General features: G+C 65.4%; 27 protein-coding genes and 1 pseudogene. 12 read left to right on the forward strand and 16 right to left on the reverse strand.

Going from position 1 to position 25,451, the window contains the following annotated elements; genetic code table 11:
- Positions 1–117, forward strand: a pseudogene (locus ELY13_RS00005) (IS5/IS1182 family transposase); the annotation flags it as partial.
- 9 nt (positions 118–126) lie between these two features.
- On the opposite strand, the gene ELY13_RS00010 reads toward ELY13_RS00005, so the two are convergent.
- The 6 genes from ELY13_RS00010 to ELY13_RS00035 all read right to left on the reverse strand — a co-directional run bounded on the left by ELY13_RS00010 (position 127) and on the right by ELY13_RS00035 (position 6,322).
- The gene (locus tag ELY13_RS00010) at positions 127–891 is read right to left on the reverse strand and encodes a D-2-hydroxyacid dehydrogenase (protein WP_241233459.1); all 765 of its coding nucleotides are present in this window, start codon (positions 889–891) and stop codon (positions 127–129) included.
- Between the two features lie 152 nt (positions 892–1,043).
- The gene (cysS, locus tag ELY13_RS00015) at positions 1,044–2,489 is read right to left on the reverse strand and encodes a cysteine--tRNA ligase (RefSeq protein ID WP_126171845.1); all 1,446 of its coding nucleotides are present in this window, start codon (positions 2,487–2,489) and stop codon (positions 1,044–1,046) included.
- A gap of 48 nt (positions 2,490–2,537) precedes the next feature.
- Positions 2,538–3,074 (reverse strand): DUF2939 domain-containing protein, encoded by a 537-nt coding sequence (locus ELY13_RS00020; protein WP_126171846.1) that lies wholly within the window; start codon positions 3,072–3,074, stop codon positions 2,538–2,540.
- Positions 3,074–4,894 (reverse strand): cobaltochelatase subunit CobT, encoded by a 1,821-nt coding sequence (cobT, locus tag ELY13_RS00025; protein WP_126171847.1) that lies wholly within the window; start codon positions 4,892–4,894, stop codon positions 3,074–3,076. The genes ELY13_RS00020 and cobT overlap by 1 nt, the downstream gene beginning before the upstream one ends.
- Positions 4,895–4,907: 13 nt before the next feature.
- Positions 4,908–5,561, reverse strand: coding sequence for a fructose-6-phosphate aldolase (gene fsa / locus ELY13_RS00030; RefSeq protein WP_126171848.1), 654 nt, complete (start codon positions 5,559–5,561; stop codon positions 4,908–4,910).
- Between the two features lie 71 nt (positions 5,562–5,632).
- Entirely contained in the window at positions 5,633–6,322 is a 690-nt protein-coding gene (locus ELY13_RS00035; RefSeq protein WP_126171849.1) for a DUF4197 domain-containing protein, read from the reverse strand.
- Positions 6,323–6,373: 51 nt separating this feature from the next.
- On the opposite strand from ELY13_RS00035, the gene ELY13_RS00040 reads away from it, so the two are divergent.
- Positions 6,374–8,539, forward strand: a complete 2,166-nt coding sequence (locus ELY13_RS00040; protein WP_126172208.1) for a primosomal protein N' — start codon at positions 6,374–6,376, stop codon at positions 8,537–8,539.
- Here the strand turns inward: ELY13_RS00040 and ELY13_RS00045 are convergent.
- Positions 8,524–9,591: a bifunctional transcriptional activator/DNA repair enzyme AdaA gene (locus ELY13_RS00045; RefSeq protein WP_126171850.1), complete on the reverse strand. Its 1,068-nt coding sequence runs from the start codon at positions 9,589–9,591 to the stop codon at positions 8,524–8,526. The genes ELY13_RS00040 and ELY13_RS00045 overlap by 16 nt on opposite strands.
- A 79-nt stretch (positions 9,592–9,670) precedes the next feature.
- Here ELY13_RS00045 and ELY13_RS00050 point away from each other — a divergent pair, with 79 nt between their 5' ends.
- The 8 genes from ELY13_RS00050 to ELY13_RS00085 all read left to right on the forward strand — a co-directional run bounded on the left by ELY13_RS00050 (position 9,671) and on the right by ELY13_RS00085 (position 16,953).
- Positions 9,671–11,308 (forward strand): S1 family peptidase, encoded by a 1,638-nt coding sequence (locus ELY13_RS00050; protein ID WP_241233460.1) that lies wholly within the window; start codon positions 9,671–9,673, stop codon positions 11,306–11,308.
- 200 nt (positions 11,309–11,508) lie between these two features.
- On the forward strand, positions 11,509–12,063 hold the full coding sequence (locus ELY13_RS00055) for a F0F1 ATP synthase subunit delta (RefSeq protein WP_126171851.1): 555 nt from the start codon (positions 11,509–11,511) through the stop codon (positions 12,061–12,063).
- Positions 12,064–12,091: 28 nt separating this feature from the next.
- Positions 12,092–13,621, forward strand: a complete 1,530-nt coding sequence (gene atpA / locus ELY13_RS00060; RefSeq protein WP_126171852.1) for a F0F1 ATP synthase subunit alpha — start codon at positions 12,092–12,094, stop codon at positions 13,619–13,621.
- 84 nt (positions 13,622–13,705) lie between these two features.
- Entirely contained in the window at positions 13,706–14,581 is an 876-nt protein-coding gene (locus ELY13_RS00065) for a F0F1 ATP synthase subunit gamma (RefSeq protein ID WP_126171853.1), read from the forward strand.
- 98 nt (positions 14,582–14,679) lie between these two features.
- Positions 14,680–15,033, forward strand: a complete 354-nt coding sequence (locus tag ELY13_RS00070) for a hypothetical protein (RefSeq protein ID WP_126171854.1) — start codon at positions 14,680–14,682, stop codon at positions 15,031–15,033.
- A gap of 18 nt (positions 15,034–15,051) precedes the next feature.
- Positions 15,052–16,509, forward strand: coding sequence for a F0F1 ATP synthase subunit beta (gene atpD / locus ELY13_RS00075; protein ID WP_126171855.1), 1,458 nt, complete (start codon positions 15,052–15,054; stop codon positions 16,507–16,509).
- Between the two features lie 7 nt (positions 16,510–16,516).
- On the forward strand, positions 16,517–16,696 hold the full coding sequence (locus ELY13_RS00080) for a glutathione S-transferase (RefSeq protein ID WP_126171856.1): 180 nt from the start codon (positions 16,517–16,519) through the stop codon (positions 16,694–16,696).
- A gap of 2 nt (positions 16,697–16,698) precedes the next feature.
- Entirely contained in the window at positions 16,699–16,953 is a 255-nt protein-coding gene (locus tag ELY13_RS00085) for an ATP synthase F1 subunit epsilon (protein ID WP_126171857.1), read from the forward strand.
- A gap of 99 nt (positions 16,954–17,052) precedes the next feature.
- Here the strand turns inward: ELY13_RS00085 and ELY13_RS00090 are convergent, their stop codons facing one another.
- From ELY13_RS00090 to ELY13_RS00100, 3 genes are read right to left on the reverse strand one after another with little or no spacing between them, the layout of a single operon-like run.
- Entirely contained in the window at positions 17,053–17,334 is a 282-nt protein-coding gene (locus tag ELY13_RS00090) for an HNH endonuclease (protein WP_241233461.1), read from the reverse strand.
- Complete coding sequence (locus ELY13_RS00095) at positions 17,331–18,236, reverse strand: DMT family transporter (RefSeq protein ID WP_241233462.1); 906 nt, start codon at positions 18,234–18,236, stop codon at positions 17,331–17,333. Before ELY13_RS00095 ends, ELY13_RS00090 begins: the two co-directional genes overlap by 4 nt.
- A gap of 58 nt (positions 18,237–18,294) precedes the next feature.
- Positions 18,295–18,528, reverse strand: coding sequence for a hypothetical protein (locus ELY13_RS00100; protein WP_241233463.1), 234 nt, complete (start codon positions 18,526–18,528; stop codon positions 18,295–18,297).
- Between the two features lie 76 nt (positions 18,529–18,604).
- On the opposite strand from ELY13_RS00100, the gene ELY13_RS00105 reads away from it, so the two are divergent.
- Positions 18,605–19,522: a DMT family transporter gene (locus ELY13_RS00105; protein ID WP_126171858.1), complete on the forward strand. Its 918-nt coding sequence runs from the start codon at positions 18,605–18,607 to the stop codon at positions 19,520–19,522.
- Between the two features lie 53 nt (positions 19,523–19,575).
- A complete protein-coding gene (locus tag ELY13_RS00110) occupies positions 19,576–19,704 on the forward strand; it encodes an entericidin A/B family lipoprotein (RefSeq protein ID WP_126171859.1) in 129 nt (42 codons plus the stop codon).
- A gap of 13 nt (positions 19,705–19,717) precedes the next feature.
- On the opposite strand, the gene ELY13_RS00115 is transcribed toward ELY13_RS00110, so the two are convergent.
- The 6 genes from ELY13_RS00115 to ELY13_RS00140 all read right to left on the reverse strand — a co-directional run bounded on the left by ELY13_RS00115 (position 19,718) and on the right by ELY13_RS00140 (position 25,451).
- The gene (locus ELY13_RS00115; protein WP_126171860.1) at positions 19,718–20,329 is read right to left on the reverse strand and encodes a DUF938 domain-containing protein; all 612 of its coding nucleotides are present in this window, start codon (positions 20,327–20,329) and stop codon (positions 19,718–19,720) included.
- On the reverse strand, positions 20,322–21,482 hold the full coding sequence (locus tag ELY13_RS00120) for a deoxyguanosinetriphosphate triphosphohydrolase (RefSeq protein ID WP_126171861.1): 1,161 nt from the start codon (positions 21,480–21,482) through the stop codon (positions 20,322–20,324). The genes ELY13_RS00115 and ELY13_RS00120 overlap by 8 nt, the downstream gene beginning before the upstream one ends.
- A gap of 46 nt (positions 21,483–21,528) precedes the next feature.
- Positions 21,529–22,377: an amino acid racemase gene (locus ELY13_RS00125; RefSeq protein ID WP_126171862.1), complete on the reverse strand. Its 849-nt coding sequence runs from the start codon at positions 22,375–22,377 to the stop codon at positions 21,529–21,531.
- A gap of 135 nt (positions 22,378–22,512) precedes the next feature.
- Positions 22,513–23,988: an NAD(P)(+) transhydrogenase (Re/Si-specific) subunit beta gene (locus ELY13_RS00130; protein WP_126171863.1), complete on the reverse strand. Its 1,476-nt coding sequence runs from the start codon at positions 23,986–23,988 to the stop codon at positions 22,513–22,515.
- A gap of 6 nt (positions 23,989–23,994) precedes the next feature.
- Entirely contained in the window at positions 23,995–24,303 is a 309-nt protein-coding gene (locus ELY13_RS00135; protein WP_126171864.1) for an NAD(P) transhydrogenase subunit alpha part 2, read from the reverse strand.
- Positions 24,304–24,329: 26 nt separating this feature from the next.
- On the reverse strand, positions 24,330–25,451 hold the full coding sequence (locus ELY13_RS00140) for an NAD(P) transhydrogenase subunit alpha (RefSeq protein ID WP_126171865.1): 1,122 nt from the start codon (positions 25,449–25,451) through the stop codon (positions 24,330–24,332).

Below are 25,451 nucleotides of genomic sequence, written 5' to 3' on the forward strand. Positions count from 1 at the left end.
ATGTTTGGCAAGCTCAAGGACTGGCGCCGCATCCACACCCGCTACGACCGCTGCGCCCACACCTTCATGTCCGCGATTTGCATCGCCGCGACCGTCATCTTCTGGTTGCCGCAATGAGTCCTGAGCCTAGTATCCTTTCCGTAAATCTACTTCGGCCTGAAGCGTTTCCATTCTTCGGAAATGCCCGCAATTGCGAATAAATCGCTCAGCGGCGCTCTTGAGACTCGCTTTGGTCGGAATACCGGAAAGGTGCATCGTTATGTGGGCGTTTTCGAGCGTCCACAGTTTGTTCTCTGATGGAAGCGGCTCAGGATCGGTGAGATCGAGCAAGGCCGCTTCAATACGGCGTTCTTCCAGTGCCGCGATCAATGCATCCTGATCAATGACGTCGGCACGGGCGAAGTTCGCCAGCACGGCTTCTGGCTTCATCGCCGCGATTTCTGCCGCTCCGATCATCCCTCGGGTTTCCGCCGTCCCCGGAACCGCGAGCACGATCCAATCGAACGTTCCAAGCTGACTGCGCCAGTCCTGTCCGCTGCTCCGACTAACCGCGACCACTTCCACTTCAAATCCGCGCAGCATCCGCGCAATTGCCTGCCCAATCGCCCCGGCGCCGAGGATCAACGCACGACTGCCGGCCAACTCCCGTGTGCCTGGCGCCCGCTGAAGCCACTCATGTCGGTCCTGCGCACGCACGACCGCGCGGTAATTCTTCGCAACCGTCAGCATACCCATCACTGCAAATTCGGCTACCGCAGTGGAGGTAAGGCCGGACCCGCACGTCACCGTGACCCCGCGTGCATCCAGTTCGCGCAGCGGCATCCAGTCCACCCCCGCATAGTTGCTGTTCAGCCAGCGTAGGTTTTTCGCCAGATCCAGTGCGCGCAGCACCGGCGGCTTCTCGTGTTGGTCGAACCAGCCGATCTCCGCCAGCGGAGCAAGCTCGTGCATTTCATCAACCGAGGACCACCAGTGCGGCGCAATCCAGTCGGGCAACTGGTCTTCCAGCAGAGCGCGCAGGCGAACAGGGAGAACAGCAGGGGTCAGAGCTTCCACTCCCATCCCAGAGGATCGCCATCCATCACCTCCACACTTTTCGCCGCAAGCTCATCGCGGATCGCGTCGGATGTGGCGAAATCCTTCACGGCGCGCGCTTCCCTGCGCCGAGCGAGAGCGGAAACGATTTCGGCTTCGGTCACGGCCGCCCCCTTCGGGCGGAGCCGCAAATCGGCGCGGGTGCAATCGAGCAGACCAAGGCCGAGTACCGCGTCCATGCGCGCGACCACCGCACGTTTTGCCCCGGCATCGACTTTCTTTACCGCCAGCGCGTCCTCCAGCAGGGTCAATGCAACCGGCGAGTTGAGGTCGTCGGAGATCGCGGCATCGAACCGATCAAGCAAGTCCGCGAACTTCGGGTGGTCGAGCGCGCCCTCCGGCGCATCCGCCAGCCGCTCTGCCGCAATCACCATCCGCTTCAGCCGGGTAAGCGCAGCGCCGAGGCCATCCCAGGAAAATTCCAGTTCCGAGCGGTAGTGTGCCTGCAGGCACATCAGCCGGTAGGCGAGCGGATGGTAGCCCTTGTCGATCAGCAATTGCAGGCGCAGGAATTCTCCCGCGCTCTTGCTCATCTTTCCGGAGCGCTCCACCAGAAAATTGTTGTGCATCCAGACCCGGGCGCCGGAATGTGCGGGGTTGTCGAGTGATCCGCAGCGGCTGAATGCCTGGTTCTGCGCAATCTCGTTCGGATGGTGAATCTCACGGTGGTCGATGCCGCCGGTGTGGATATCGAACGGAAAGCCGAGCAGTTTTCCGCTCATCACGCTGCATTCGAGGTGCCAGCCGGGCGCCCCGCGGCCCCACGGTGAATCCCATTCCATCTGCCGCTTTTCGCCCGCCGGAGTCTTGCGCCAGATCGCGAAATCGGCCGGGTGGCGCTTGCCTTCAACTGCTTCGATCCGGCCTTCCCCTTCATCCGTGGAAGCGCGGGCCAGCCGTCCATAATCGGGCACGCTGGTCACGTCGAAATAGAGGCCGCCGGGAAGCTCATAGCAATGCGCGTCGGCAATTTCTTGCGCGAACGCGATCATCGCCTCGATGTAGTCGGTCGCGATCGACCAATGCGCCGGCTGACGGATGTTGAGCGCCCGAATATCGGTCCAGTAGGCCTCTGTGTAATGGCGGGCGATGTCCCAAATGGACTGGGCCTTTTCGGCGGCGGCCTTCTCCAGCTTGTCCTCGCCCGCGTCGGCATCGTCCGTCAGGTGGCCGACATCGGTGATGTTGATGACGTGGGTGAGCCGGTACCCCTTCCAGTCGAGCGTCCGCCCCAGCACGTCGGCAAAGACATAGGCACGCATGTTGCCGATGTGGGGGTAGTTGTAGACCGTCGGGCCGCAGGAATAGACCCGCGCTTCGCCGGGGTGGACTGGATCGAACGGCTCAAGCCGCCGGGTCAGCGAATTGAACAGGGTCAACGGATGGTCGGTCATGGCGCGGACCTGTGCCAATTGCGCCGCCCATGCGCAAGCGCGGGCCGATCAGAGCGGCAGGTCGACCGCCACCAGGCGCCATCCGAAGCCTTCGCGCGTGAAATGCAGGATCGTCGGGGTCTGGCGCCCGGCCACCTGCCCGGTAGCACGGAAACGGTCGAAGCCGTCGCGATCCACCGACCAGTCGATTGCCTGCGGTGCGGAGCCGATGACTGGCGCCGCGACGGCGCCGGTGGTGACGATGGTAGCAAGACCTTCCGGCGTGACCGCGGATTCGATTACCCGGTCGGACGCCGCGCGCGCGAGGGCCTGACCCAGCTCCCGGAACGGCCCGAGGTCGGCCTGCCGGTCAAGCGTGCGGGCAACGCGGCTGCGGATCTGCGGACGGATGGAGGCGCGGACCGACGGAAAATCGATCCGCTGTTCCAGTTCAGCCGTGTCGAGATCGGTGGCGGCATCGCGCAGCGAGGTCAGGGCCATCCACGGGGAAGCGACATACCAGGTGCCTACCAGCAAGGCGGCCACCAGCGCGAGGAGTACCGCGAGCAGCAGGAACCGCTTCGCAGGATTTCTCCGCCGCGCCATCACTCCACGTCAAACAAGTCTGCCAGCTGATCGACGATGGCGCCGCCCAGCTGTTCCACGTCCATGATCGTCACCGCCCGCTTGTAGTAGCGGGTTACATCGTGGCCGATGCCGATGGCGACGAGCTGGACCGGCGATTGCTTTTCGATCCATTCGATCACCTTGCGCAGGTGCGCTTCCAGGTAGCCGGCGCTGTTCACGCTAAGGGTGGAATCATCCACCGGGGCACCGTCCGAAATCACCATCAGGATGCGGCGGTCTTCCTGGCGCGCGAGCAGGCGGTTGTGCGCCCAGAGCAGCGCCTCGCCGTCGATGTTTTCCTTCAGCAAGCCTTCGCGCATCATCAGGCCCAGGTTCTTGCGCGCGCGGCGCATCGGATCGTCGGCCTTCTTGTAGACGATATGGCGCAGATCGTTCAGCCGCCCCGGCTGGGCAGGCTTGCCGCCTGCAAGCCATTTCTCCCGGCTTTGTCCGCCCTTCCATGCCCGGGTGGTGAAGCCGAGCACTTCGACCTTCACGCCGCAGCGCTCCAGCGTGCGCGAAAGAATGTCCGCGCTGATTGCCGCGATCGAGATCGGCCGCCCGCGCATCGAGCCCGAATTGTCGATCAGCAGCGTGACGACCGTATCCTTGAACTCGATGTCGCGTTCCACCTTGTAGGACAGCGAGTGCCCCGGCGAGACGACCACGCGAGCGAGTCGGGCGGCATCGAGCAGGCCTTCTTCCTGATCGAAGTCCCAGCTGCGGTTCTGCTGGGCCATCAGCCGACGCTGCAGGCGGTTGGCGAGCCGGGTGACAATGCCCTGCAAACCGGTGAGCTGGCTGTCGAGATAGGCGCGCAGCCGCGCCAGTTCCTCGTGATCGCACAAGTCCTGCGCTTCGACCACTTCGTCGAATTCGGTGGTGAAGACCTGGTAATCGAAGCTTTCCGGATCGATCATCCACGGCCGGTTCGGGCGGACCGGCATCATGCCTTCCTCGCCTTCGTCACCGATGTCGCCTTCGGTCATCTCCTCCTGATCGCGGAGCTGCTCCTCGCCGTCCTTCTCGTCCTCGCCCTCACCGCTTTCGCTGCGGGCGTTCTGGCTTTCCGATTCCTCGCCTTGATCCTGCTGCTGGTCGTCGCCTTCGTCTTCCTGCGGACCTTCGGCATCCTCGCCCGAATCCTCCTCGGGCGGCTGGTCGGTTTCCTCGGCCCGGGTCAGTTCGAGGTGCTTGAGCATGTCGAGCGAGAGCGCCTGGAACGCGCGCTGGTCATCCAGGGAATGAGCCAGCTTCTCGAAGTCGTCGCCGGTCCGGCTTTCGACGAACTCGCGCACCAGCTCCACCCCGGCGCGGGCGCTTTCCGGGATCGGCTGCCCGGTCAGGCTTTCCCGCAGCATCAGCGCGAGCGCGGTCTGGATCGGCACCTCGTCGGTGGATGTGGCGCGGGCGATCGGGTCCGACCGGGTGCTGGCATCCAGCGCTCCGGCAAGGTTCTCCCGCATCCCCGCATAGTCGTTCGCGCCCAGCGCTTCGTACCGCACGCGCTCGATCGCGTCGTAGGCGGCTTGTGCACCGGGTTCGGCCGGCATGTTCCGCCGGTGCAACGCTTCGTTGTGGTGGCGCAGCTTGAGCGCGAAGCTATCGGCAAATCCTCGCGCTTCCCGTGCCTGGGCGGGTGGCAGGGTGCGCCCCGGCATCGGTACGCGAATCGATTGCCCCTGCGCCTGGGCGACATCCTGGGTCCAGCCGACGTCCACCTCCGCGTCGCCCGAAATGGCGCGCGAGGCGGAGGTGAGTGCTTGCCGGAACCGGTCGAGAGGGGATTCGTCGGCCATTACCCTTTAAGGCTTACCCGATCGACTGGCCGGTCTTCGCCCAGTCGGCGAGGAAGCCTTCGATGCCCTTGTCGGTCAGCACGTGCTTGACCAGGCCCTTGATCACCGCCGGCGGCATCGTCGCGACATCGGCGCCGATCTTTGCGCTTTCCAGCACGTGGACCGAATGACGGATCGAGGCAACGAGGATCTGCGTGTCGTAGGCATAGTTGTCGTAGATCAGCCGGATGTCGCGGATCAGTTCCATCCCGTCGAACCCGTTGTCGTCATGCCGTCCGACGAACGGGGAGATGAACGTCGCCCCGGCCTTGGCCGCGAGCAGCGCCTGATTGGCGGAAAAGCACAAGGTCACGTTGACCATCGTGCCGTCCTCGGTCAGCGCCTTGCAGGTCTTCAGCCCGTCCAGCGTCAGCGGCACCTTGATGCAGACATTGTCCGCAATCTTCCGCAGGACTTCGGCTTCCCGCATCATTTCCTTATGATCGAGCGCCACGACTTCGGCGCTGACCGGCCCGGGGACGAGCCCGGCGATTTCCTTCGTCACCTCCAGGAAGTCCCGCCCGGCCTTGTGGATGAGGGAGGGATTGGTGGTCACGCCATCGAGCAGGCCGGTTTCGGCCAGTTCCCGGATTTCTGCGGTGTCAGCGGTGTCGACGAAGAATTTCATCACAAGCTCCGATGGTACGAGTTCACTGGGGCTATAGTCGCCCCAGCGCCGCTTGCCACCCCTTCCCGCCGCTATCGCGCGCCAAATACGCCGATAAGCACCGGATCGTTGGTCGCACGCGGGTTGGCGCGGATGCGGGCTTCCTCCCGCCCGATCTCCTGCCAGATCACATCGCTGACGGTTCCGGCAAAGCCGCGGGCCACCGTGTTCACGTCCACTCCGGCGAGCGCCGACAAGGTCTGGCCGATCAGCGGATCCTGCGTCACGCGCAGAGCCTGGGATATTTCGGGCAGGATCGCCTCGATCAGGGCAAAGCCCATTGTCTCACGCAGGTAGGACGTCGCCGCCGTCGGGCCGCCGCGGAGCAGCGCCTCCGCGTTGACGACGCCGACGTTGCGCACCGCCTCGGTGACCACCGGCGCTGCGCGGTACGACGCATCGACCGCGAACCGGGCGAACGCGTCTTCCAGCCGCGACTTGAACAAGGTGGACGTCAGGATATTCGTCAGCGCATTGCCGCGCGTGCCAAGAAACTCATTCAGACCAAGCCGGGAAACCGAATCGTCCCAGAAGCCGCCGGGTGCCGTCAGCCGATCGAACGCGTTCTCGGTCGAAGCCAGCAGCAGCCGCCGGATCGCTTCGGTCAGGCTGAAGCTGCCGACGCTTTGGCAGCCCGGCAGCACAAGCAGGCCGCTGGCAGCTATCCCGGCAAGGAAGCTACGGCGGACCAAGGGGCGGGATGAAAGGGAGCTTGCGGTCATGTTCTTCTTGTGTTCCAATCAGTTCCGGCTTCCCATATAAGCCTGGTCATGATGAACCGCGCCCGACTGCTCATCTTCAACGCCGCGCTTGGCCCGCTCGACTACCGTGTTCCGGAAGGAATGCGGGTGCAGCCGGGTTCGGTCGTGCTTGCCCCGCTGGGTCCGCGCCAGATCATCGGCATCGTCTGGGAAGCGGAACGGCTTCCGACTCAGGAGGTTCCGGACAGCCGCCTGCGCCCGCTGCAGGGGGCGCTGCCCGTGCCGCCGCTGAAGCTGGAACTGCGGCGGCTGATCGAATGGACGGCCGATTACTACTGCGCGCCGCTCGCCTCGGTCGCGCGCATGGTGCTGGCAAGCGGCGGTGCGCTGCGCGGGCCCGCCACCGTCACCGAGTACCGGCTGACCGATCGGATGCCGGAACGCATGACCCCGCAACGCGCCGCCGCGATCGATGCGCTGCAAGGGGAGCAAGCGACGATCCGTGAATTGTCGGAAATTGCCAGCGTCAGCGAAGGCGTGCTGCGCGGATTGGTCAACCAAGGCATTCTTGAACCGGTCGAGGTCGATTGCGACCGGCCTTATATTCGCCCCCGCCCGGATTTCCTCCAGCCGGAATTGAACGACAGCCAGCGGGAGGCGGCGGAGACCTTCTCGTCCGCGGTTCGGGACGGCGGGTTCAACCCCTTCCTGCTCGACGGGGTAACCGGATCGGGCAAGACCGAAGTCTATTTCGAAGCGATGGCCGAGGCGCTGAAGCGCGGCAGGCAGGTGCTGGTCCTGCTGCCGGAGATTGCGCTGACGGAAGCCTTCCTCCGCCGGTTCGAGGACCGCTTCGGCGCGCCGCCGGTGTTGTGGCATTCCTCCCTGAAATCGACGGAGCGCCGGCGGGCGTGGCGCGCGATCGCCAGCGGAGACGCGCACGTGGTGGTCGGCGCTCGCTCCGCATTGTTCCTGCCTTACGACAACCTAGGCCTGATCGTGGTGGACGAGGCGCACGAGGTCAGCTTCAAGCAGGATGAAGGCGTACGCTATAATGCGCGCGACGTGGCGGTGATGCGCGCCCGGTTCGAGAAGATCCCGGTCGTCCTCGCCAGTGCCACCCCGGCGCTGGAAAGCCTCCAGATGGCCGAAAGCGGCATCTATACCAAGGTGGACCTCGCCGACCGATTCGGCGGAGCGCAGCTTCCTTCCATCGAGACGCTGGACTTGCGGGTGCACCCGCCGCAGCGCGGGCACTGGCTGGCTCCTCCGCTGGTCGAGGCGATGCAGGAGCGGCTGGAAAAGGGCGAGCAATCGCTGCTGTTCCTCAACCGCCGCGGCTATGCCCCGCTGACGCTGTGCCGCCACTGCGGGTTCCGTTTCCAGTGCCCCAATTGCACCGCTTGGCTGGTGGAGCACCGCCTCTCCAGCCGCTTGTCCTGCCATCATTGCGGGCACGAGGTTGCCCCGCCCGACACCTGCCCCGAATGCGGCACCGCCGATTGCCTGGTCGCCTGCGGTCCGGGCGTGGAGCGGATCGCCGACGAAGTCACCGAACGCTTTCCCGAGGCGCGCGTAGCGATGGCAACATCGGACACGCTGAATTCCCCTGAAAAGGTCGCCGATTTTGTCGCCCGGGCGGAAGGGCGCGCGATTGACGTGATCGTGGGGACCCAGCTCGTCACCAAGGGGTTTCACTTTCCCGAACTGACGCTGGTCGGGGTAGTCGATGCCGATCTGGGCCTTGAAGGTGGGGACTTGCGTGCGGCGGAACGGACGTACCAGCAGATCGCGCAGGTCGCGGGCCGTGCGGGGCGCGGGTCCAAGCCTGGCGAAGTGCTGATCCAGACTCGCCACCCGGAAGCGGCGGTGATTGCGGCGCTCGCCGCCGGAGACCGGGACGCGTTCTATGAGGCCGAGGCCGAGGCGCGGCGCGATGCGGGCGCTCCCCCGTTCGGCCGCTGGGCGGCGATCATCGTTTCCTCGGAAGACGAGGCTGAGGCGCGCGATGCCGCCCGGACAATCGGCGGCACCGCGCCGCACCTGCCGGACGTGATGATCCTTGGCCCGGCGCCCGCGCCAATGGCGCTGCTGCGCGGCCGTTACCGCTACCGCTTGCTGATCAATGCCCGCCGCAGCGCCGAATTGCAGAAGATCATCCGTGACTGGCTTGGCGGGCTGAACTTTCCCCAAGGCGTCCGGGTAGGCATCGATATCGATCCCTACAGCTTCGTCTGAACTCCTTCGCGGGCCAGCAGCTCCCGCTTGGTTTCCGGCCCGAAGCCATAGCCGCCGAGCGATCCGTCCGCGCGGATCACGCGGTGGCACGGGATCAGCACCGCAACGGGGTTGGCGCCATTGGCGGACCCCGCCGCGCGGACGGCTCGCGGATAACCTGCCGCGGCCGCCAGTTCGGCGTAGGAGCGCGTCTCACCGGGCGGGATCTTGCGCAGTTCGGCCCAGATCCGTTCCTGAAATGCGGTGCCTTGGACATCCAGCGGAATGGCATGCTCCCGCGAAGGATCGTCCACTGCGGCCACGACTTCTTGGACGAGCGCGGCGAACGCGCAATCCCCTTCCACCAGCGTTGCGTTCGGAAACAACCGATCCAGCTCCGCGCGATCTTCCCCGAAGGACAGGCAGCACACGCCTTTTTCGGTCGCGGCGACCAGCACCGGGCCGAGCGAGCTTGCGGCCACCGCCCAGCGAATCGTCGCGCCCGCCCCGCCCTTTGCCCATGCCGATGGCGTCATTCCCAGTCTCCTCTGCATCGAATCGTAGAAGCGTGAAGGACTTTCAAATCCGGCTTCATATATGGCGGCCGTCACGCTTCCTGATCCAGCGCCTGATCCGGCGCCTGTTCCAGCGAGCGCGTTGCACGCCCGCTTGTCCCGCAGCGCTCGCCCGTAAGCGGCCGGCGAAAGGCCGGTCAGCCGGGTAAAAATCCGCTGCAGATGGCTCGGCGAATAACCGGTGGCTCGCGCCAGGCGGGCAAGCGCCACCGGTCCTTCCGTTTCCCTCAGAATGCCGATCACCTGCCGGACGGCCTGCACATCGCGCGCAACCTCATCCGGGCGGCACCGCTTGCAGGGCCGGAACCCGGCGTCCAGCGCCTCCGCCCCTGAAAGCAGGAAGCGGGTGTTCTCAGGGTTCGGGCGCCGCGCCGGGCAGCTGGGCCGGCAGTACACGCGGGTCGTCACCACTCCGATGACGAAACGCCCGTCCCACGCGCGGTCCCGTGCGGCGAACGCGGCCTGCATCTCGGCATGGGAGGGTGAGTGCGTAGACATGCCCGGCTCTTATACCTGTCATCGGCCCGATGCGTCCCGTTCCTTGCGCTCAAAGCTGTTGAAGGCGATTAGAGCCCGGATGACCAATCGGATCGAATCCCCGCTGCCGCGCCTGCTGACCTTGTTCCGCCTGTTCATGCTGACGGCGCTGCTGCTTGGCACCGGGCAGGCGCAGGCCGACCCGGCCGATATAGATGCCGCGGCGCGCGGGGTGGTGCGCGTTCTTATCATCGAGCGGAATGAGGACGATCTGATGGCCGTGTCCCACGGGACCGGGTTCGCCGTCAGCCCGGAGCGGATCGTCACCAACGCCCATGTAATTCAGGAAGCGCGCAACAATCCGGACTTGTCGATCGGGATCGTTCCGTCGGAAGGGGGCAATGCGGTCTATGCCCGGGTAGTCGCCGTGTCCCCCCGCAACGACCTTGCGCTGCTGGCGACCACCAGCCCCATGAACCTGCCGCCGCTGACGATCGCAGGCGAGGTGCTCGACAGCGGAGCCGTCAGCTCGGTCGGCTACCCGCAGAACGTCGACCGCGCACAGGGGCTCGGCTCCAGCGACATTTTCCGCCCGCAGCCCCCGGTAAAGAGCACCGGCTTCCTCGCCGGGCGGCGGCCGAGCCGTGAATTCGACACCCTGCTCCACACCGCGCCGATCGCGCGGGGGAACAGCGGCGGTCCACTGCTGGACGAATGCGGCCGAGTGACGGGCGTCAATTCCTTCGGCGCCCAGAGCGGCGGATCGGACGCGGAATTCTTCTTTGCCGTCTCTACGCGCGAACTGCTTCCGTTCCTGCGCGCCAACGGCATCACGCCCCGCGTGAACGCCCTGCCCTGCCGCAGCATCGCCGAACTCGACGCTGCCGAGCGAGAGCGCGCAGGCCAGGCCGCGCAAGAGGCACGGCAAAAGGCCGCGGAGCAGGAAGAAGTGCTCGCTCGCCGACGCGATGAGGCGCAGCGCGATATAGAGTTTGCCGTACTGGCCGAGCGGGAGAACGGCATGGCGCTGGCCGGCTTGCTGCTGCTGCTCGCGTTCGGTGCAGGGGCATTCGCCTTCATCGCGTGGGAGCGGGAGGCGCGCACCCCGGCAATGGCTGCTGGCGGTCTGGCCGCACTCGCGATTCTCGGTGCCGGATATGCCTGGCTGTCCCGGCCGGATTTCGGCGCGGTCGCCGAACGGCTCGAACACGTGCTCCGCCGCGAGATGGTCGAGAGGGAAAGCGTTACGAGCGGGGTCATCGAGCCCGCGGGGACTGGGGCGCTTGCCTGCACTCTCGACCTCGCGCGCAGCCGGATCATCTCGGAAGCGGACGAATCGCTCACGCTCGACTGGAGCGCGGAAGGCTGCGCCGATAGCGCGACACAGTTCGGGCGTTCGGGCGATGACTGGCTGCGCGTGATGGTACCGGAATCCGAGGATGCGGTATCCGTCCAGCGGTTCGATCCCCAAACTGGGGAGTATCGGGTCGACCGCTATCTCCTGAGTCGTGAACGGATGCAGCGCATCCGTCAGGCGCGTGAGGGCTATGAAGCACCCGAATGCCGCGCGGGCGCGGCGGCGGCGGGTGCGCTTGGCACCAGCCAGAACGCGGTGCTTTCCCTCCTGCCCGATCGCCCGAACGAACGGTTGGCCTATACCTGCGCAGCTTTACCCGCGGCCCCGTCAGAGCCCGCGTCCGGAAACGCGCAGGGTGGGGAAACGCCACCTGCCTTGTAAGAGCGTGCTCATCGTCTGGCCGAACGCGTCCGCCGAGTGCCTGCCTTCATGCTGGAGACATCAGCCGGACCGCGCGCGGGCACCATGCCTTGCATTGCCGCAACCACGGTGCTAGGCGCGCGCCAGCCTTGCCGGGGCTTTGTTCCCATTGGCCAGGCCCAATTTTTTTCCGTTCCTTCGGACCCATAGAGGACGCGCGCGTGGAGCTTTCCGCCGGTATTCAGGCCAGCCTTGCAGGGCGTTATGCAGCAGCCCTGTTCGATCTCGCGAGCGAGGCGGGCATGGTGACAGCTGCCGAAGCCGATCTCGACAGGCTGCGGGAGGCGCTCGCCGATTCGGCGGAGCTGCGCGCCTTGATCCGCAACCCCGAGATCAGCCGTGAACAACTTGGCAAGGTGATGAACGGCATGTCCGACTACCTTGCCCTGACGCCGCTGACCCGCAATTTCCTGGGCGTGCTGGCGCACAACCGCCGCATGGGTGAACTGCCGGCGATGATTCGCGCGTTCGCCACGATTGCCGCCGCCCAACGGGGTGAGGTCACTGCAGAAGTGACCAGCGCCCACCTGCTGACGGAAGAGCAGCTCGTTACGCTGCAGGCTAAGCTCAAGGCGCGGGAAGGCCGCAACGTCAAGCTGCGGGCCAGCGTCGATCCCGATCTTCTCGGTGGGCTGGTCGTCACTATCGGTTCCAAGCGTATCGACACGTCGATCCGCACCCGTCTCAATACTCTCGCTCAAGCTATGAAGGGCTGAAGCCTCAGGCTTCGATGAAAGGCTGAACATGGATATCCGCGCCGCAGAAATCTCCCGGGTCATCAAGGACCAGATCGCCAATTTCGGCACCGAAGCTCAAGTCAGCGAAGTCGGCACCGTGCTTTCGGTGGGTGACGGCATCGCCCGCATCCACGGGCTGGACAAGGTCCAGGCCGGCGAAATGGTCGAATTCGCCCACGGCGTCCAAGGCATGGCGCTGAACCTCGAAGCCGACAACGTCGGCGTCGTGGTGTTCGGCTCCGACGCCGAGATCAAGGAAGGCGACACCGTCCGGCGCACCGGCACCATCGTGGACGTGCCGGTCGGCAAGGGCCTGCTCGGTCGCGTAGTCGATGCACTGGGCAACCCGATCGACGGCAAGGGTCCGATCGTCGGGGCCGAACGCCGCCGGGTCGAAGTCAAGGCTCCCGGCATCATCCCGCGCAAGTCGGTGCACGAGCCGGTGCAGACCGGCCTCAAGGCCATCGACGCGCTCGTGCCGATTGGCCGCGGCCAGCGTGAGCTGATCATCGGTGACCGTCAGACCGGCAAGTCCGCCGTCGCGATCGATACCTTCATCAACCAGAAGGGCCCCAATGCGGGCGATGACGAAGGCAAGAAGCTTTACTGCATCTATGTCGCGGTCGGCCAGAAGCGCTCGACCGTGGCGCAGATCGTCCGCCAGCTGGAAGAGAACGGCGCGATGGAATATTCCATCGTCGTCGCCGCGACCGCTTCGGAACCTGCTCCGCTGCAGTACCTCGCGCCCTACACCGGCTGCGCAATGGGTGAGTTCTTCCGCGACAACGGCATGCACGCCGTGATCGTGTACGACGACTTGTCCAAGCAGGCCGTCGCCTACCGCCAGATGTCGCTGCTGCTGCGCCGCCCGCCGGGCCGCGAAGCGTATCCGGGCGACGTGTTCTACCTCCACAGCCGCCTGCTTGAGCGCGCGGCGAAGATGAACGACGAGATGGGCGCCGGGTCGCTGACCGCGCTGCCGATCATCGAGACGCAGGCCGGCGACGTTTCGGCCTACATCCCGACCAACGTCATCTCCATCACCGACGGACAGATCTTCCTGGAAACGAACCTGTTCTACCAGGGCGTGCGTCCGGCGATCAACGTCGGCCTGTCGGTCAGCCGCGTGGGCTCGGCCGCGCAGACGAAGGCGATGAAGAAGGTGTCCGGCTCGATCAAGCTGGAGCTGGCGCAGTACCGCGAAATGGCGGCGTTTGCGCAGTTCGGCTCCGATCTCGACGCCGCGACGCAGCGCCTGCTCAACCGCGGTGCGCGCCTGACGGAACTGCTGAAGCAGCCCCAGTTCTCGCCGCTGCCGTTCGAAGAGCAGACCGTGTCGATCTTCGCCGGCACCAACGGCTATCTCGATGCGATCCCGGCGACCCGGGTGACCGAATACGAAGCTGAAATGCTCGCCTACATGCGGGTCGAACATCCTGAAGTCCTCGCGCTGATCCGCGAGACCAAGGATTTCGGCGACGAGGCCAAGCAGCGGACTGTCGCGGCGCTCGACGCGTTCGGCCGGCGCTTCGCTTAAACCAAACGTGCCCCCGCTCGCCCTGATGGAGGGCGGCGGGGGTTTCGACAGGCTCAGCCCGGACACGGGCATCGGGGAACGGAATTGGCAAGCCTCAAGGAACTCAAGGGTCGGATCAACTCGGTCAAGTCGACCCAGAAGATCACCAAGGCCAAGCAGATGGTCGCCGCGGCAAAGCTGCGCAAGGCGCAGGCTGCCGCCGAGGCTGCGCGGCCGTATGCCGATCGGCTGGCAACTGTGATGGCCAGCCTGGCCGGGCGGATTGCCGGGCAGGACAACGCACCGATGCTGCTGCGCGGCACCGGGAACGCCCAGCGGCATCTGCTGGTCGTCGCCAATTCCGACAAGGGGCTGGCGGGTGCGTTCAACTCCAACATCGTGCGTGCGGCGCTGACCAAGGCGCGTGAGCTCGAAAAGGCCGGCAAGACGGTCGAATTCTACCTGGTCGGCCGCAAGGGCCGCCCGGTGATCCGCCGCGCCTATCCGAACGCGATTGGGCAGATGTTCGACACCACCGATGTGCGCGAACCTGGCTATGCCGAAGCAGAGCGGATCGCGAATGAACTGATCGATATGTACGCAGCCGGCAGGTTCGACGTCGCCCACTTGTTCTTCAGCCGCTTCAAGTCCGCGTTGACGCAAGTTCCGACGACGCAGCAGATCATCCCGGTCCCTGCTCCCGAAACGCCTGTGGCCGAAAGTGGCGCGGTGGTCGATTATGAGCCAGGCGAGGAGGAAATCCTCGAGGAATTGCTCCCGCGCTATCTCAAGACGCAGATCTTCGGCGCTTTGCTGGAAAACCAGGCCAGCGAGCAAGGCGCCTCGATGACGGCGATGGACAACGCAACCCGCAACGCCGGTGATCTGATCAACAAGCTGACCATCCAGTACAACCGCAGCCGCCAGGCCGCGATCACCACCGAACTGATTGAGATCATCGCGGGCGCGGAAGCGCTTTAGCGGTAACGATAATCCGGGCGCGGAAGCGCTGTAACGGCACATTGATGACGCTCGGCGCGCGCGCCCGAGCAAGACGAAAAGACCGGAGCTGAAGTCCAATGAAAATGCTGTTCGCCTGTGGAATGCTTGCAGTGCTGGCCGCTTGCAGCGAAGCGCAGGAAACACCTGAACCCGTCGCGGTAACGCCCGTGGCCACCGCTCCGGCAGCGCCCAAGCTGTCTCCTCCGGACGAGGCGGTTTTCACGACCGCTTTTGCGGAAGCCTGTCCCGAGGCGCCGGAAGTGAGCACAGCGCTGTGCAAGTCGCTTGGTTTCGGTGAAGAAGGCTTCACCTGCAACTACGGCCTCGGCGAAGACGAATACCGCCGCAACACCGCCACGCTCGTTCCCGAAGACGGCGTGTGGACCCTCGACGACCCTGAAAAAACCTGCGCCGCCGCCGACGCGGCCTAATCAACTAGGACATCAATCATGGCCACCGCCGCAGTATTGAACCAGACCACCAACGGCACCATCGCCCAGGTCATCGGCGCCGTCGTCGATGTCGCCTTCCAGGGCGAACTGCCGCCGATCCTCACCGCGCTGGAAACCGACAACAACGGCAACCGGCTGGTGCTGGAAGTCGCCGCCCACCTTGGTGAGAGCACCGTCCGCACGATCGCGATGGATTCGACCGATGGTCTGACCCGCGGCCAGACCGTGATCAACACCGGGAGCCAGATCTCGGTGCCGGTCGGCCCGAAGACGCTTGGCCGCATTCTCAACGTCATCGGTGAGCCGATCGACGAGCGCGGCCCCGTCAACGCGGAACTGCGCGCCCCGATCCACGCCGAAGCTCCCCCATTCATTGAGCAGAGCACCGAAGCGGCGATCCTCATCACCGGCATCAAGGTCATCGACTTGCTGGCTCCCTACGCGAAGGGCGGCAAGATCGGCCTGTTCGGCGGCGCCGGCGTCGGCAAGACCGTGCTGATCCAGGAACTGATCAACAACATCGCCAAAGGCCATGGCGGCGTGTCCGTTTTTGCCGGCGTGGGTGAGCGCACCCGCGAGGGTAACGACCTTTACCATGAATTCCTCGACGCCGGCGTCATCGCCAAGGACGCCGACGGCAATGCCACGTCCGAGGGATCGAAGGTGGCGCTGGTGTTCGGCCAGATGAACGAGCCGCCGGGCGCCCGCAGCCGCGTTGCGCTGTCCGGCCTGACGATGGCCGAATACTTCCGCGACCAGGAAGGGCAGGACGTGCTGTTCTTCGTCGACAACATCTTCCGCTTCACGCAAGCCGGGTCGGAAGTGTCGGCGCTGCTTGGCCGTATTCCTTCGGCCGTGGGCTACCAGCCGACCCTGTCCACCGACATGGGCGCGCTGCAGGAACGCATCACCTCCACCACCAAGGGCTCGATCACCTCGGTCCAGGCGATCTACGTTCCCGCGGACGACTTGACCGACCCGGCACCGGCAACCTCGTTTGCCCACCTCGACGCGACGACCACCTTGTCGCGCGCGATCTCCGAACTCGGCATCTATCCCGCGGTGGACCCGCTGGATTCGACCAGCCGCGTGCTTGAGCCGCGCGTCGTGGGCGATGTGCACTACCAGACGGCCCGCCGCGTCCAGGAAACCCTGCAGAAGTACAAGTCGCTGCAGGACATCATCGCGATCCTCGGGATGGACGAGTTGTCGGAAGAGGACAAACTGACTGTCGCCCGCGCCCGCAAGATCCAGCGCTTCCTGTCGCAGCCGTTCCACGTGGCCGAAGTCTTCACCGGCATCCCCGGCAAGTTCGTCCAGCTGGAAGATACGGTGAAGTCGTTCAAGGCCGTGGTTGACGGTGAGTACGATCACCTGCCGGAATCCGCGTTCTACATGGTCGGCGGCATCGAGGAAGCGGTCGCCAAGGCCCAGAAGATGGCCGAAGAAAGCTGATCAAGGGATGGCAACACCCGACCTTGCGGACTGCGTCAACGACGTGTGCCCCTGGTCGGGCAAGCCGGTGTCTCCTGACAGCCTGACCCTCTATCGGGGAAAGGTAGTCGGGTTCTGCAACACCGGCTGCCGTGACAAATTTGCCAAGGCCGCACGCGATTTCGACGCGGCTATCGACGGGAATTAACCATGCTGCATTTCGAACTCGTCACGCCGGCCAAGCTGGTCCGCTCGGAAAGCGTCCACATGGTCGTAGTCCCGGGGACTGAAGGTGAGTTCGGCGTATTGGAAGGCCACGCGCCTTTCATGTCCACCATCCGCGATGGCGCGGTGCAGGTCTATCGCACCGCCGGCGGCGCGCCCGAGCTGATCGAAGTCCGCGGCGGCTTTGCCGAAGTGGGCGACAACGGACTGACGGTTCTGGCGGAGCACGTCGAGGGCTGAAGTCTTCCTGTGATTTTCGGAAAAGGGCGCCCGTTGCGGCGCCCTTTTTCGTTGATGGTTGCCAGCACACCGTTGGGCGGCCGATCGGCCCCGTGAGCTTCAGCGTTTCGACCGCGTCGGGGCGTGGAAATCAGGCGGCTTGTCAGCAACCCAGCGCACGAACTTCGCAACCGGCTCGCGCTCCAGCAGCGCCGCCCGGCTGGACCCGAGGCGAGCCAGTTCTGCGTTGGTGAAGTTGGCGTGGATCGTCCTGTGGCAGATCGGGTGCAGGGGAACCGTCTCGCGCCCGCCCTTCGCCTTGGGTACCGTGTGGTGCAGCTGCACCTTGCGCCCCAGCGGGCGTTCGCAGAGCCAGCAGCGAGGCGGTTCTTCCAGGTTCACGGGTTCTCGGGCGGTTCCTTCACCCGGCCTTGCCACCACAAGTACAGCCCCGCTCCGATGATGATCGCAGCGCCCAGCATTGTCACGAGGTCGATCGTGTTGCCGAAGAACCACCAGCCGATCACCACGGCTACCAGCAGCTGGCCATAGGTCATCGGCGCCACGGTGGCCGCACCCGCGCGCACCGTCCCCATATAGATCAGGTAATGCGCCACGGTGGCGCTGACCGCGATGAAGGCGAGGCGCGCCAGGACGCTCCATTCCGGCCAGTGAAGTCGCAGCGCGTCCACTCCGCTCAGGTGTCCGGCAACGCTGGCAATAACCAGTAGGACGGAGGCCGTCAGTGCGACATAGACCTGCATCGCCAGCACGCCCGCGGCCCCGGCAACTGCGCGGTTCGCGATCATCAGCATGGCCATGCCTGCGGCCGCGATCAGCGGCAGCAGCGCGCCGAGGCCGACAGCCTCGAAATTCGGACGCAGCACGAGGACAACCCCGCAAAACGCCACAAGCGTTGCGACAATCGTGGGCAATCGCAGCCGTTCGTTGAGGAAGATAGCCGCAAGGATCGCCGTGATCATCGGCTGGGTGAAGGTGATGGTGGTCGCTTCCGCCAGCGGCATGAGCCACACCGCCAGGAACATCGCGATGGACGCGACACTGACGGCAAGGCCGCGAACCCATTGCAAACCCGGCTTCGGCATCCGTAGCGCGCCAATACCCTGCTGCGCCACTAGAAAGGCGGACAGGCCGGCCGCTGCAAGGACATAGCGCGTCGCCGCCATCGCGGCGGGCGACCACATCCCGGTCATGCCCTTGACGATCGCGTCGCCGATCGAGAGCGTGCAGAATCCGGCCAACGCGAAAAGCAGTCCCGAGCGGTCGTTTTGCTGCACCTTCATCCCCTTGCCGGTTGCGCCGCTCTAGGCCCCGCTTGCAGCCAAGCCAACCGTCTTGCGTTTATCCGGCCCGCCAGCCCTGCACCGCAACCCCCAGCAAGATGAAACCCATAAAGCCCGAAACGAAGAAGATCGCGGTCCAGGGCATCCAGCCGACAGCATCGATCCGCGTGCGCTTTAACCGGCGGCGTTCCGCCACCAGGGCGACAGCTGCGAGCAGCAGCAGCGCGCCGCCCCACACGCCGGCGAGCGTGGCCGGGCCGGCGAAGCGCAGGAAATCGGGTTCGACAAACACGCGGGCGCCTATGCTTCGCAGACGGCAGCCGTACAAGGCTTGATCGAGCGCGCCGCCTGTCTCATGCGCACAAGGAATGGATGCGAGCGAACCCAAACACCGGCCCCTGCTCGCCCTCGGCATCCGACTGGCCGCGATCGCCGCCCTGGCCACGATGTCCGCGCTGGTGAAGCTGGCCGGAGAACGCGGGGTCCACTTGCTGGAGATCCTGTTCTGGCGCCAGTTTGTGACAATCCCGATCGCGCTCGGCTGGGTGATGGCGACCGGCGGGCTTGCCATGCTCCGGACCGATCGCCCGCGCACCCATGCCAAACGCGCCCTCTATGGCATGGTGGGGATGATCCTCAATTTCGGGGGACTCCTGCTGCTGCCGCTCGCCGAGGCGACGACCATGGGTTTCACCGCTCCTATCTGGGCGGTGATCCTTTCCACGCTGCTGCTGGGAGAAAAGGTGGGGGTCTACCGCTGGGGCGCGGTTGCGCTAGGGTTTGCGGGGGTGCTGGTGATTGCCCAGCCCGGCGGCGGGCACATTCCGCTGTTCGGCGCGGCCGCGGCGCTGAGCGGTGCATTCATGGTCGCGCTCATCTCGATCCAGATCGCGGATCTCAATCGCACGGACAAGCCGCTGACCATCGTGTTCTGGTTCGCCGCGATCAGCACCGCAACGACGGTGCTGGCGCTGCCATTCGTGTCGACCAGCCATGATGCCGGCGAATGGGCACTGCTCATCGGGATCGGGATTGTCGGGGGCGCGGGCCAGTTGCTGCTGACGTCCGCCTTGCGCGTCGGGAAGGTCGCCAGCGTGATCGTGATGGACTACTCTTCGCTGTTCTGGGCTACGCTGTACGGCTGGACGATCTGGAACATGCTGCCGCCCACTTCCACGTGGGTGGGGGTCCCGTTGATCGTCGCAGCCGGACTGGTGATTGCGTGGCGGGAGCATCGTCTGGCCCGCCCCAGCAACCGCGATGTGGCGCGGGTGGAAGGAACCTGAAACGAGATGGCGGGTTTTTCCGCCGATCGTTCATCACGAACGAAAGGACGAACATGACACGCAAAGTACTGATCGCACTGATGGCCGGAGCCGTCGCCTTCACCGCCACGGCGTGCAACACCGTAAAGGGCGTGGGCCGGGATATCGAATCCGTCGGGGAGGCCGCCGACCGGGCGGTATGACCTAGGGGGCGACCTATCCCGTCCTGCGATAGACGAGCACGAGGTTGTTGGCCGGCATTGCCACGCGGCGTGTCCGGCCAAAACCCTGCTGGTCTGCCACGTCATCCAGGCGCGCCAGATGCCGCAGACCCCAGGCTGGGTTGCGCGCCTTGAGCGAGCGATCGAAGTCGAGATTGGAGGGCGCGGTTTCCACGTCGTCCTCGACATAAGGTCCGTAGAGGATCAGCGGCGCCCCTTCGGGCAGCAGCCGCTCCGCTCCGGCGAACAGCCCAAGGGTGGCGGTCCACGGGCTGATGTGCACCATGTTGATGCAAACGATCGCCTCCGCGCGCGTCAGCGGCCACTCGGCGCCCGAAGCATCGAGCGGGAGGGGAACGCGCAGGTTGCCCAGCCCGCTTTCGGCCTGCCAGGCCGCTATGGATGCCCGCGCAACCGGATCGGGATCGCTCGGCTGCCAGGTAAGGCGGGAAAACCGCTCAGCAAAGGACATGGCGTGCTCGCCCGTCCCACTGGCGATTTCCAGCACGGTGCCGCTGTCCGGCAGTTCGTCCGCCAGCACGTCCGCGATCGGCCCGCGGTTGCGCAGGGCGGCGGGGGCAGATTGCTTCTTCAGGAATTCAGACATTCGACAATCCCTCCGGCGCCTTGCCGAAGACCTCGGCATAGCGGTCCATCGCGTAGCGGTCCGTCATCCCGCCGATGAAGTCGGCAATGCGGCGGCCGCGCGCGGGATCCGCGTCCGGCAGGGCCGCGCGCCAGCTTTCGGGCAGCCGGTCGGGGTCCTCGCAATAGGCGGCATATAACCTCGCCACCACGTCCCGTGCGCGGTCGGCGGTGCCGATCTGCTCCGGGTGGTAATAGAGGTTTGCGTAGAGGAATTTCTTCAGCCGCCGCTCCTGCGCAGCCATCTCCGGGGAGAATGCCGCAATCGGAGCGTCATGGGCACGGATGTCCTCCACTGACCCGATGTCGCGGACGTTCGCCCGGGTCTGTTCGAGCAGATCGTTCACCATCAACCCGATCTGGGTGCGGACAAGTTCGCGCAGACGCGCCGGCTGCGGTGCATGCGGAAACCGGCGTTCGACCGCGCGCCACTGATCGGCCAGGAAGTCGAGCGTCAGCAACTGATCGAGATCGAGGAAACCCCCGCGCACTCCATCGTCAATATCGTGGTTGTCGTAAGCGATGTCGTCCGCCAGCGCCGCCACTTGCGCTTCGAGCGAAGGCCAGCCGGCAAGATCGAGCGGAAAGGCGCTGTCGAGTTCCGCCAGAGCCCAGCCGGGATCGGTCACCGGTCCGTTGTGCTTTGCCAGCCCTTCGAGCATTTCCCAGCTGAGATTCAGCCCTGGATTGGCGGCATAGGGGCTGTCCAGCCGCATCAGCGTGCGCACCGACTGTTCGTTGTGGCGGAAGCCGCCGACCGTTTCCATCGACCGGTGGAGCGCTTCCTCTCCCGCATGGCCGAACGGGGGGTGGCCGATATCGTGCGCCAGGCACAAGGCCTCCGTCAGATCCTCATCCAGGCCCAGCGAGCGGGCGATCACTCGCCCGATCTGGGCCACTTCCAGGCTGTGAGTCAGCCGAACGCGGTAGTGATCGCCGTCGGGGGCGATGAACACCTGTGTCTTGCCGGCTAGGCGGCGGAACGCGATCGAGTGGATGATCCGGTCCCGGTCGCGCTGAAATTCGCTGCGCGGTCCGCGCGCGCCATCGCGCTGCTCGGGAAACTCGCGCCCACGGGAACGCTCCGGATCGGCGGCATAAGGGGCGCGGCTCATGACGGCCTAGCTAGGAAGGACTGCGCAAATTGGCAACGAGGAGGTGCTATTCGGCCACCGGTGCTTCCGCGTCGTCCCTTGGCATGACCCGGATCGTGTTGCCTGCTGGCGCGGGTTCCGCATCGGCGACGGGTTCGGCAGCGGCCGCTTCGGCCGGCTCGGGCTCTGCGACGGGTTCGGGCTCCACCGGCTGTCGGGGAAGCTCATCCTCCAGCATCCACTCGGCGGCTGCTTCCGCGTGGATCCGCGTGCTGTCGTAGATCGGCAGCACGTTGGCATCGACGTTCACCACCGCTTCCAGTTCGGTATTGGCAAGCACGATCGCCCGGGCGCCGTCCCGTTCCTTGTTGGTGAGCATCGTCTTCAGTTCCCGCTCGGCGTCGCGAGTGGCCTTGCCGAGCATCAGTTCGCCGTAGATGATGCGGTCAAGCACTTCGACGTTTTCGAGATCGGGCGGCAGAAGATCCACTCCGTGCGCGACGAGGCGGCGGCGGTAGAAGCTTTCGGTCATCACGTTGCGCGAACCGATCAGCGCCGCGGTCTTCACCTTATCCTGCGCCATTCGCTGGCCGACGCATTCGGCGATATGGAGGATCGGTATTCTGACGCTGCTCGCCACCTGATCGTACACGCGGTGCATCGAATTGGCGCAGATGATCAGCGCCTCGGCCCCTCCGCTTTCCAGCCTGCGGGCGGAATCGGTCAGCACCTGGGCGGCGCGTTCCCACTCCTCCGCGGTCTGCATCCGGTAAAGCAACCCGAAATCGAGGCTTTCGATCAGCAACGACGCGCTGCGGCGCGGATCGGTCCGCTTTTGGACGATAGCGTTGAGGTGGGTGTAGTACGTCCGGGTGGAAACCCAGCTCATTCCTCCGATCAACCCGAGTCTACGCAAATCCTGTGTTCCTTGCTGTCGGTCCCGCCGGGATGACGGAACGGCGATATCAGGAGAGGAACATCGGGCTATCGCAAAGGGTTCCGGCAGTCGACGCGACTACCGGCGCAGGAGGGCGGAACAGCAGGCGCAGGATCAATCGTGCAGCGCCTTGTTGATTTCCTCCACCATCTTCTTGGCATCCCCCAGCAGCATCATCGTGCGGTCCATGTAGAACACCTCGTTGTCCACCCCGGAATACCCCGCACCGCCCATCGACCGCTTGATGAACATCACCGTCTTGGCCTTGCCCACATCGAACACCGGCATGCCGTAGATCGGACTTGAACGATCGGTCTTCGCCGCCGGATTGACCACGTCGTTGGCCCCGATCACGAAGGCGACGTCGGTCTGGGCGAATTCGTGGTTGATGTCCTCCAGCTCGAACACATCGTCATACGGCACGTTGGCTTCGGCCAGCAGCACGTTCATGTGTCCGGGCATGCGCCCCGCAACCGGGTGGATCGCGTATTTGACCGCGACGCCCTGCTCTTTCAGCGTATCGCCCATCTCCCGCAGCACGTGCTGGGCCTGGGCCACCGCCATGCCGTAGCCGGGGATGACGATGACCTGGTTCGCTTCCTTCAGCAGGAAGGCCGCATCGTCCGCGCTGCCACGCTTCCACGGACGGTCGATCCTTGCCGCGCCTGCCGGCCCCGCGGCGGCTTCCGCACCAAAGCCGCCGGCAATGACCGATACGAAGCTGCGGTTCATCGCCCGGCACATGATGTAGGAAAGGATCGCGCCGGAACTGCCGACCAGCGCGCCGGTGATGATCATGGCGGAATTGTGCAGCGTGAAACCCATCGCCGCCGCCGCCCAGCCGGAATAGCTGTTCAGCATCGAGACGACGACCGGCATGTCGGCCCCGCCGATCGGAATGATCAGCAGGAATCCCACCACGAACGCAAGCGCGACGATGATCCAGAACAGCGCGCCTTCCCCCGGTCCGGCCTCGGTCGCAACAGCGAAGGCGGCCGTCAGCGCGATAATGGCAAGAAGGATGCCGAGGTTGATCGCGTGCCGCATCGGCAGCAGGATCGGCGCGCCGGACATGCTGCCGTTCAGCTTGGCGAACGCGATCACCGATCCCGAAAAGGTGATTGCGCCGATCGCCGCGCCCAGGGCCATCTCCACCCGCGTCACGGCCAGGATGTTACCGTCGAGCCCGAGAATCCCGAACGCACTCGGATTGAGGAAGGCCGCGACCGCCACCAGCACCGCTGCCAGTCCGACGAGGCTGTGGAATGCGGCGACCAGCTGCGGCATGGCCGTCATCGAAATGCGCCGGGCGATGACGAAGCCGATCGCGCCGCCGATTGCGATGGCGATCACGATCTCCCCAAGGTTCGCCAGTTCGTGCGTGATGAGCGTGGTCACCACCGCAATCAGCATGCCCGCCATGCCGTAGCGATTGCCCGCGCGGCTGGTAGCGGGCGAGGAAAGCCCGCGCAGCGCAAGGATGAACAGCACACCCGCGATCAGGTAGGCAACGGCGACCCAGGGTTCGACCGCACGCACCGCGTCGGCGGCAATCGAAAGGTCGGTCGGCTCGGCGTAAGGCAGCACCATCGCGGATTACCTCCCTTCCCGCGTGGGAGCGGGGCGGCGTTCCTTCTTGCGGTACATCGCCAGCATGCGTGCAGTCACCGCGAAGCCGCCGAAGATGTTCACGCTCGCCAGCAGGACCGCCAGCAGGCCGAGCCATTTTGCCGCCGGACTTCCCGCCGCCGCGCCGGCGATCAGCGCCCCGACGATAATTACGCTGGAAATCGCATTGGTCACCGCCATCAGCGGCGTGTGCAAGGCCGGAGTGACCGACCAGACGACGTAGTATCCGACGAAACAGGCCAGCACGAAGATCGAAAGGATCGAAATGAAATCCACCGGCCGCTCCCTCTTGTCGTTTCAGGCTAACTTGGCAGCCTCTCGTTCACTACGCGCCCGCCCTGCGTCAGCCGGACAGCGTTGCCGATCTCCTCATCCAGCACCGGGCGTTGCTGCTCCGCGTCCCAGAAGGCGGACAGGAAATTGTAGAGATTGCGCGCAAACAGCGCCGAGGCATCGGCGGCAAGGTGGCTGGGCGTGTTGGAATAGCCCATGATGGTTACCCCGTGCCGCTCGACCAGTTGATCGGACACCGAGCCTTCGACGTTGCCGCCCTGCGCCACCGCAAGATCGAAGATCACGCTGCCGGGCTTCATCGTGGCGATCTGCGCGTCGGTGATCAGCCGGGGGGCCGCGCGGCCGGGGATCAGCGCGGTGGTGATGACGATGTCCTGCCTGGCGATGTGGCTGGAAACCAGGTCGGCCTGCGCACGCTGGTATTCCTCGCTCATTTCCGTGGCGTAGCCGCCGCTGCCCTCGCCTTCGATCCCGGCGACGTCCTCCACGAACACTGCCTTCGCGCCGAGCGACTGGATCTGCTCTTTCGTGGCGGAGCGGACATCCGTGGCCGAGACTTGCGCCCCCAGCCGCCGTGCGGTGGCGATCGCCTGCAGGCCGGCGACGCCGACTCCCATGACGAACACCCGCGCCGCGGTGATCGTGCCCGCCGCAGTCATCATCATCGGGAAGGCGCGGCCATAGGCGTCGGCAGCGGCCAACACCGCCTTGTACCCGGCAAGGTTCGACTGGCTGGACAATACGTCCATCGATTGCGCGCGGGTAATGCGCGGCATGAATTCGAGCGATAGCGCTTCAAGCCCGGCAGCGGCATAGGCCCGGACCTTCTCCGGCTGGCCGAAGGGATCGAACGTCGCGGCGACCCAGGCGCCGGGCTTCGCGCCCACGAGCGCGGTCGGATCGGGCGCTTGGACGGCGAGCACGATGTCGGCCCCGGCGACAGCTTGCGGCCGCGGGGCGACTTCGGCCCCGGCTTCCGTGTAGGCGGCATCGGGGATGGATGCGTGCCTGCCCGCCCCTTCTTCCACGCAAAGGCTTGCGCCGAGCGCGGCAAACTTCCGGATCGTTTCGGGGGTGGCGGCGACGCGGCGTTCGTTCGCGGCGTCTTCCTTCAACACCGCGATCCGCAT

It is taken from the genome of Altericroceibacterium xinjiangense (assembly GCF_003958635.1).
In the GTDB taxonomy this organism is placed as follows: domain Bacteria; phylum Pseudomonadota; class Alphaproteobacteria; order Sphingomonadales; family Sphingomonadaceae; genus Altericroceibacterium_A; species Altericroceibacterium_A xinjiangense.

What these genes read in the sequence shown, in the direction of transcription:
- cysS (WP_126171845.1), bottom strand. Translation starts at nt 2,489, where the DNA reads ATGACCGACCATCCGTTGACCCTGTTCAATTCGCTGACCCGGCGGCTT.
- ELY13_RS00020 (WP_126171846.1), bottom strand. Translation starts at nt 3,074, where the DNA reads ATGGCGCGGCGGAGAAATCCTGCGAAGCGGTTCCTGCTGCTCGCGGTA.
- cobT (WP_126171847.1), bottom strand. Translation starts at nt 4,894, where the DNA reads ATGGCCGACGAATCCCCTCTCGACCGGTTCCGGCAAGCACTCACCTCC.
- fsa (WP_126171848.1), bottom strand. Translation starts at nt 5,561, where the DNA reads ATGAAATTCTTCGTCGACACCGCTGACACCGCAGAAATCCGGGAACTG.
- ELY13_RS00035 (WP_126171849.1), bottom strand. Translation starts at nt 6,322, where the DNA reads ATGACCGCAAGCTCCCTTTCATCCCGCCCCTTGGTCCGCCGTAGCTTC.
- ELY13_RS00040 (WP_126172208.1), top strand. Translation starts at nt 6,374, where the DNA reads ATGAACCGCGCCCGACTGCTCATCTTCAACGCCGCGCTTGGCCCGCTC.
- ELY13_RS00045 (WP_126171850.1), bottom strand. Translation starts at nt 9,591, where the DNA reads ATGTCTACGCACTCACCCTCCCATGCCGAGATGCAGGCCGCGTTCGCC.
- ELY13_RS00050 (WP_241233460.1), top strand. Translation starts at nt 9,671, where the DNA reads ATGACCAATCGGATCGAATCCCCGCTGCCGCGCCTGCTGACCTTGTTC.
- atpA (WP_126171852.1), top strand. Translation starts at nt 12,092, where the DNA reads ATGGATATCCGCGCCGCAGAAATCTCCCGGGTCATCAAGGACCAGATC.
- ELY13_RS00070 (WP_126171854.1), top strand. Translation starts at nt 14,680, where the DNA reads ATGAAAATGCTGTTCGCCTGTGGAATGCTTGCAGTGCTGGCCGCTTGC.
- atpD (WP_126171855.1), top strand. Translation starts at nt 15,052, where the DNA reads ATGGCCACCGCCGCAGTATTGAACCAGACCACCAACGGCACCATCGCC.
- ELY13_RS00080 (WP_126171856.1), top strand. Translation starts at nt 16,517, where the DNA reads ATGGCAACACCCGACCTTGCGGACTGCGTCAACGACGTGTGCCCCTGG.
- ELY13_RS00085 (WP_126171857.1), top strand. Translation starts at nt 16,699, where the DNA reads ATGCTGCATTTCGAACTCGTCACGCCGGCCAAGCTGGTCCGCTCGGAA.
- ELY13_RS00095 (WP_241233462.1), bottom strand. Translation starts at nt 18,236, where the DNA reads ATGAAGGTGCAGCAAAACGACCGCTCGGGACTGCTTTTCGCGTTGGCC.
- ELY13_RS00105 (WP_126171858.1), top strand. Translation starts at nt 18,605, where the DNA reads ATGGATGCGAGCGAACCCAAACACCGGCCCCTGCTCGCCCTCGGCATC.
- ELY13_RS00110 (WP_126171859.1), top strand. Translation starts at nt 19,576, where the DNA reads ATGACACGCAAAGTACTGATCGCACTGATGGCCGGAGCCGTCGCCTTC.
- ELY13_RS00115 (WP_126171860.1), bottom strand. Translation starts at nt 20,329, where the DNA reads ATGTCTGAATTCCTGAAGAAGCAATCTGCCCCCGCCGCCCTGCGCAAC.
- ELY13_RS00120 (WP_126171861.1), bottom strand. Translation starts at nt 21,482, where the DNA reads ATGAGCCGCGCCCCTTATGCCGCCGATCCGGAGCGTTCCCGTGGGCGC.
- ELY13_RS00130 (WP_126171863.1), bottom strand. Translation starts at nt 23,988, where the DNA reads ATGGTGCTGCCTTACGCCGAGCCGACCGACCTTTCGATTGCCGCCGAC.
- ELY13_RS00140 (WP_126171865.1), bottom strand. Translation starts at nt 25,451, where the DNA reads ATGCGGATCGCGGTGTTGAAGGAAGACGCCGCGAACGAACGCCGCGTC.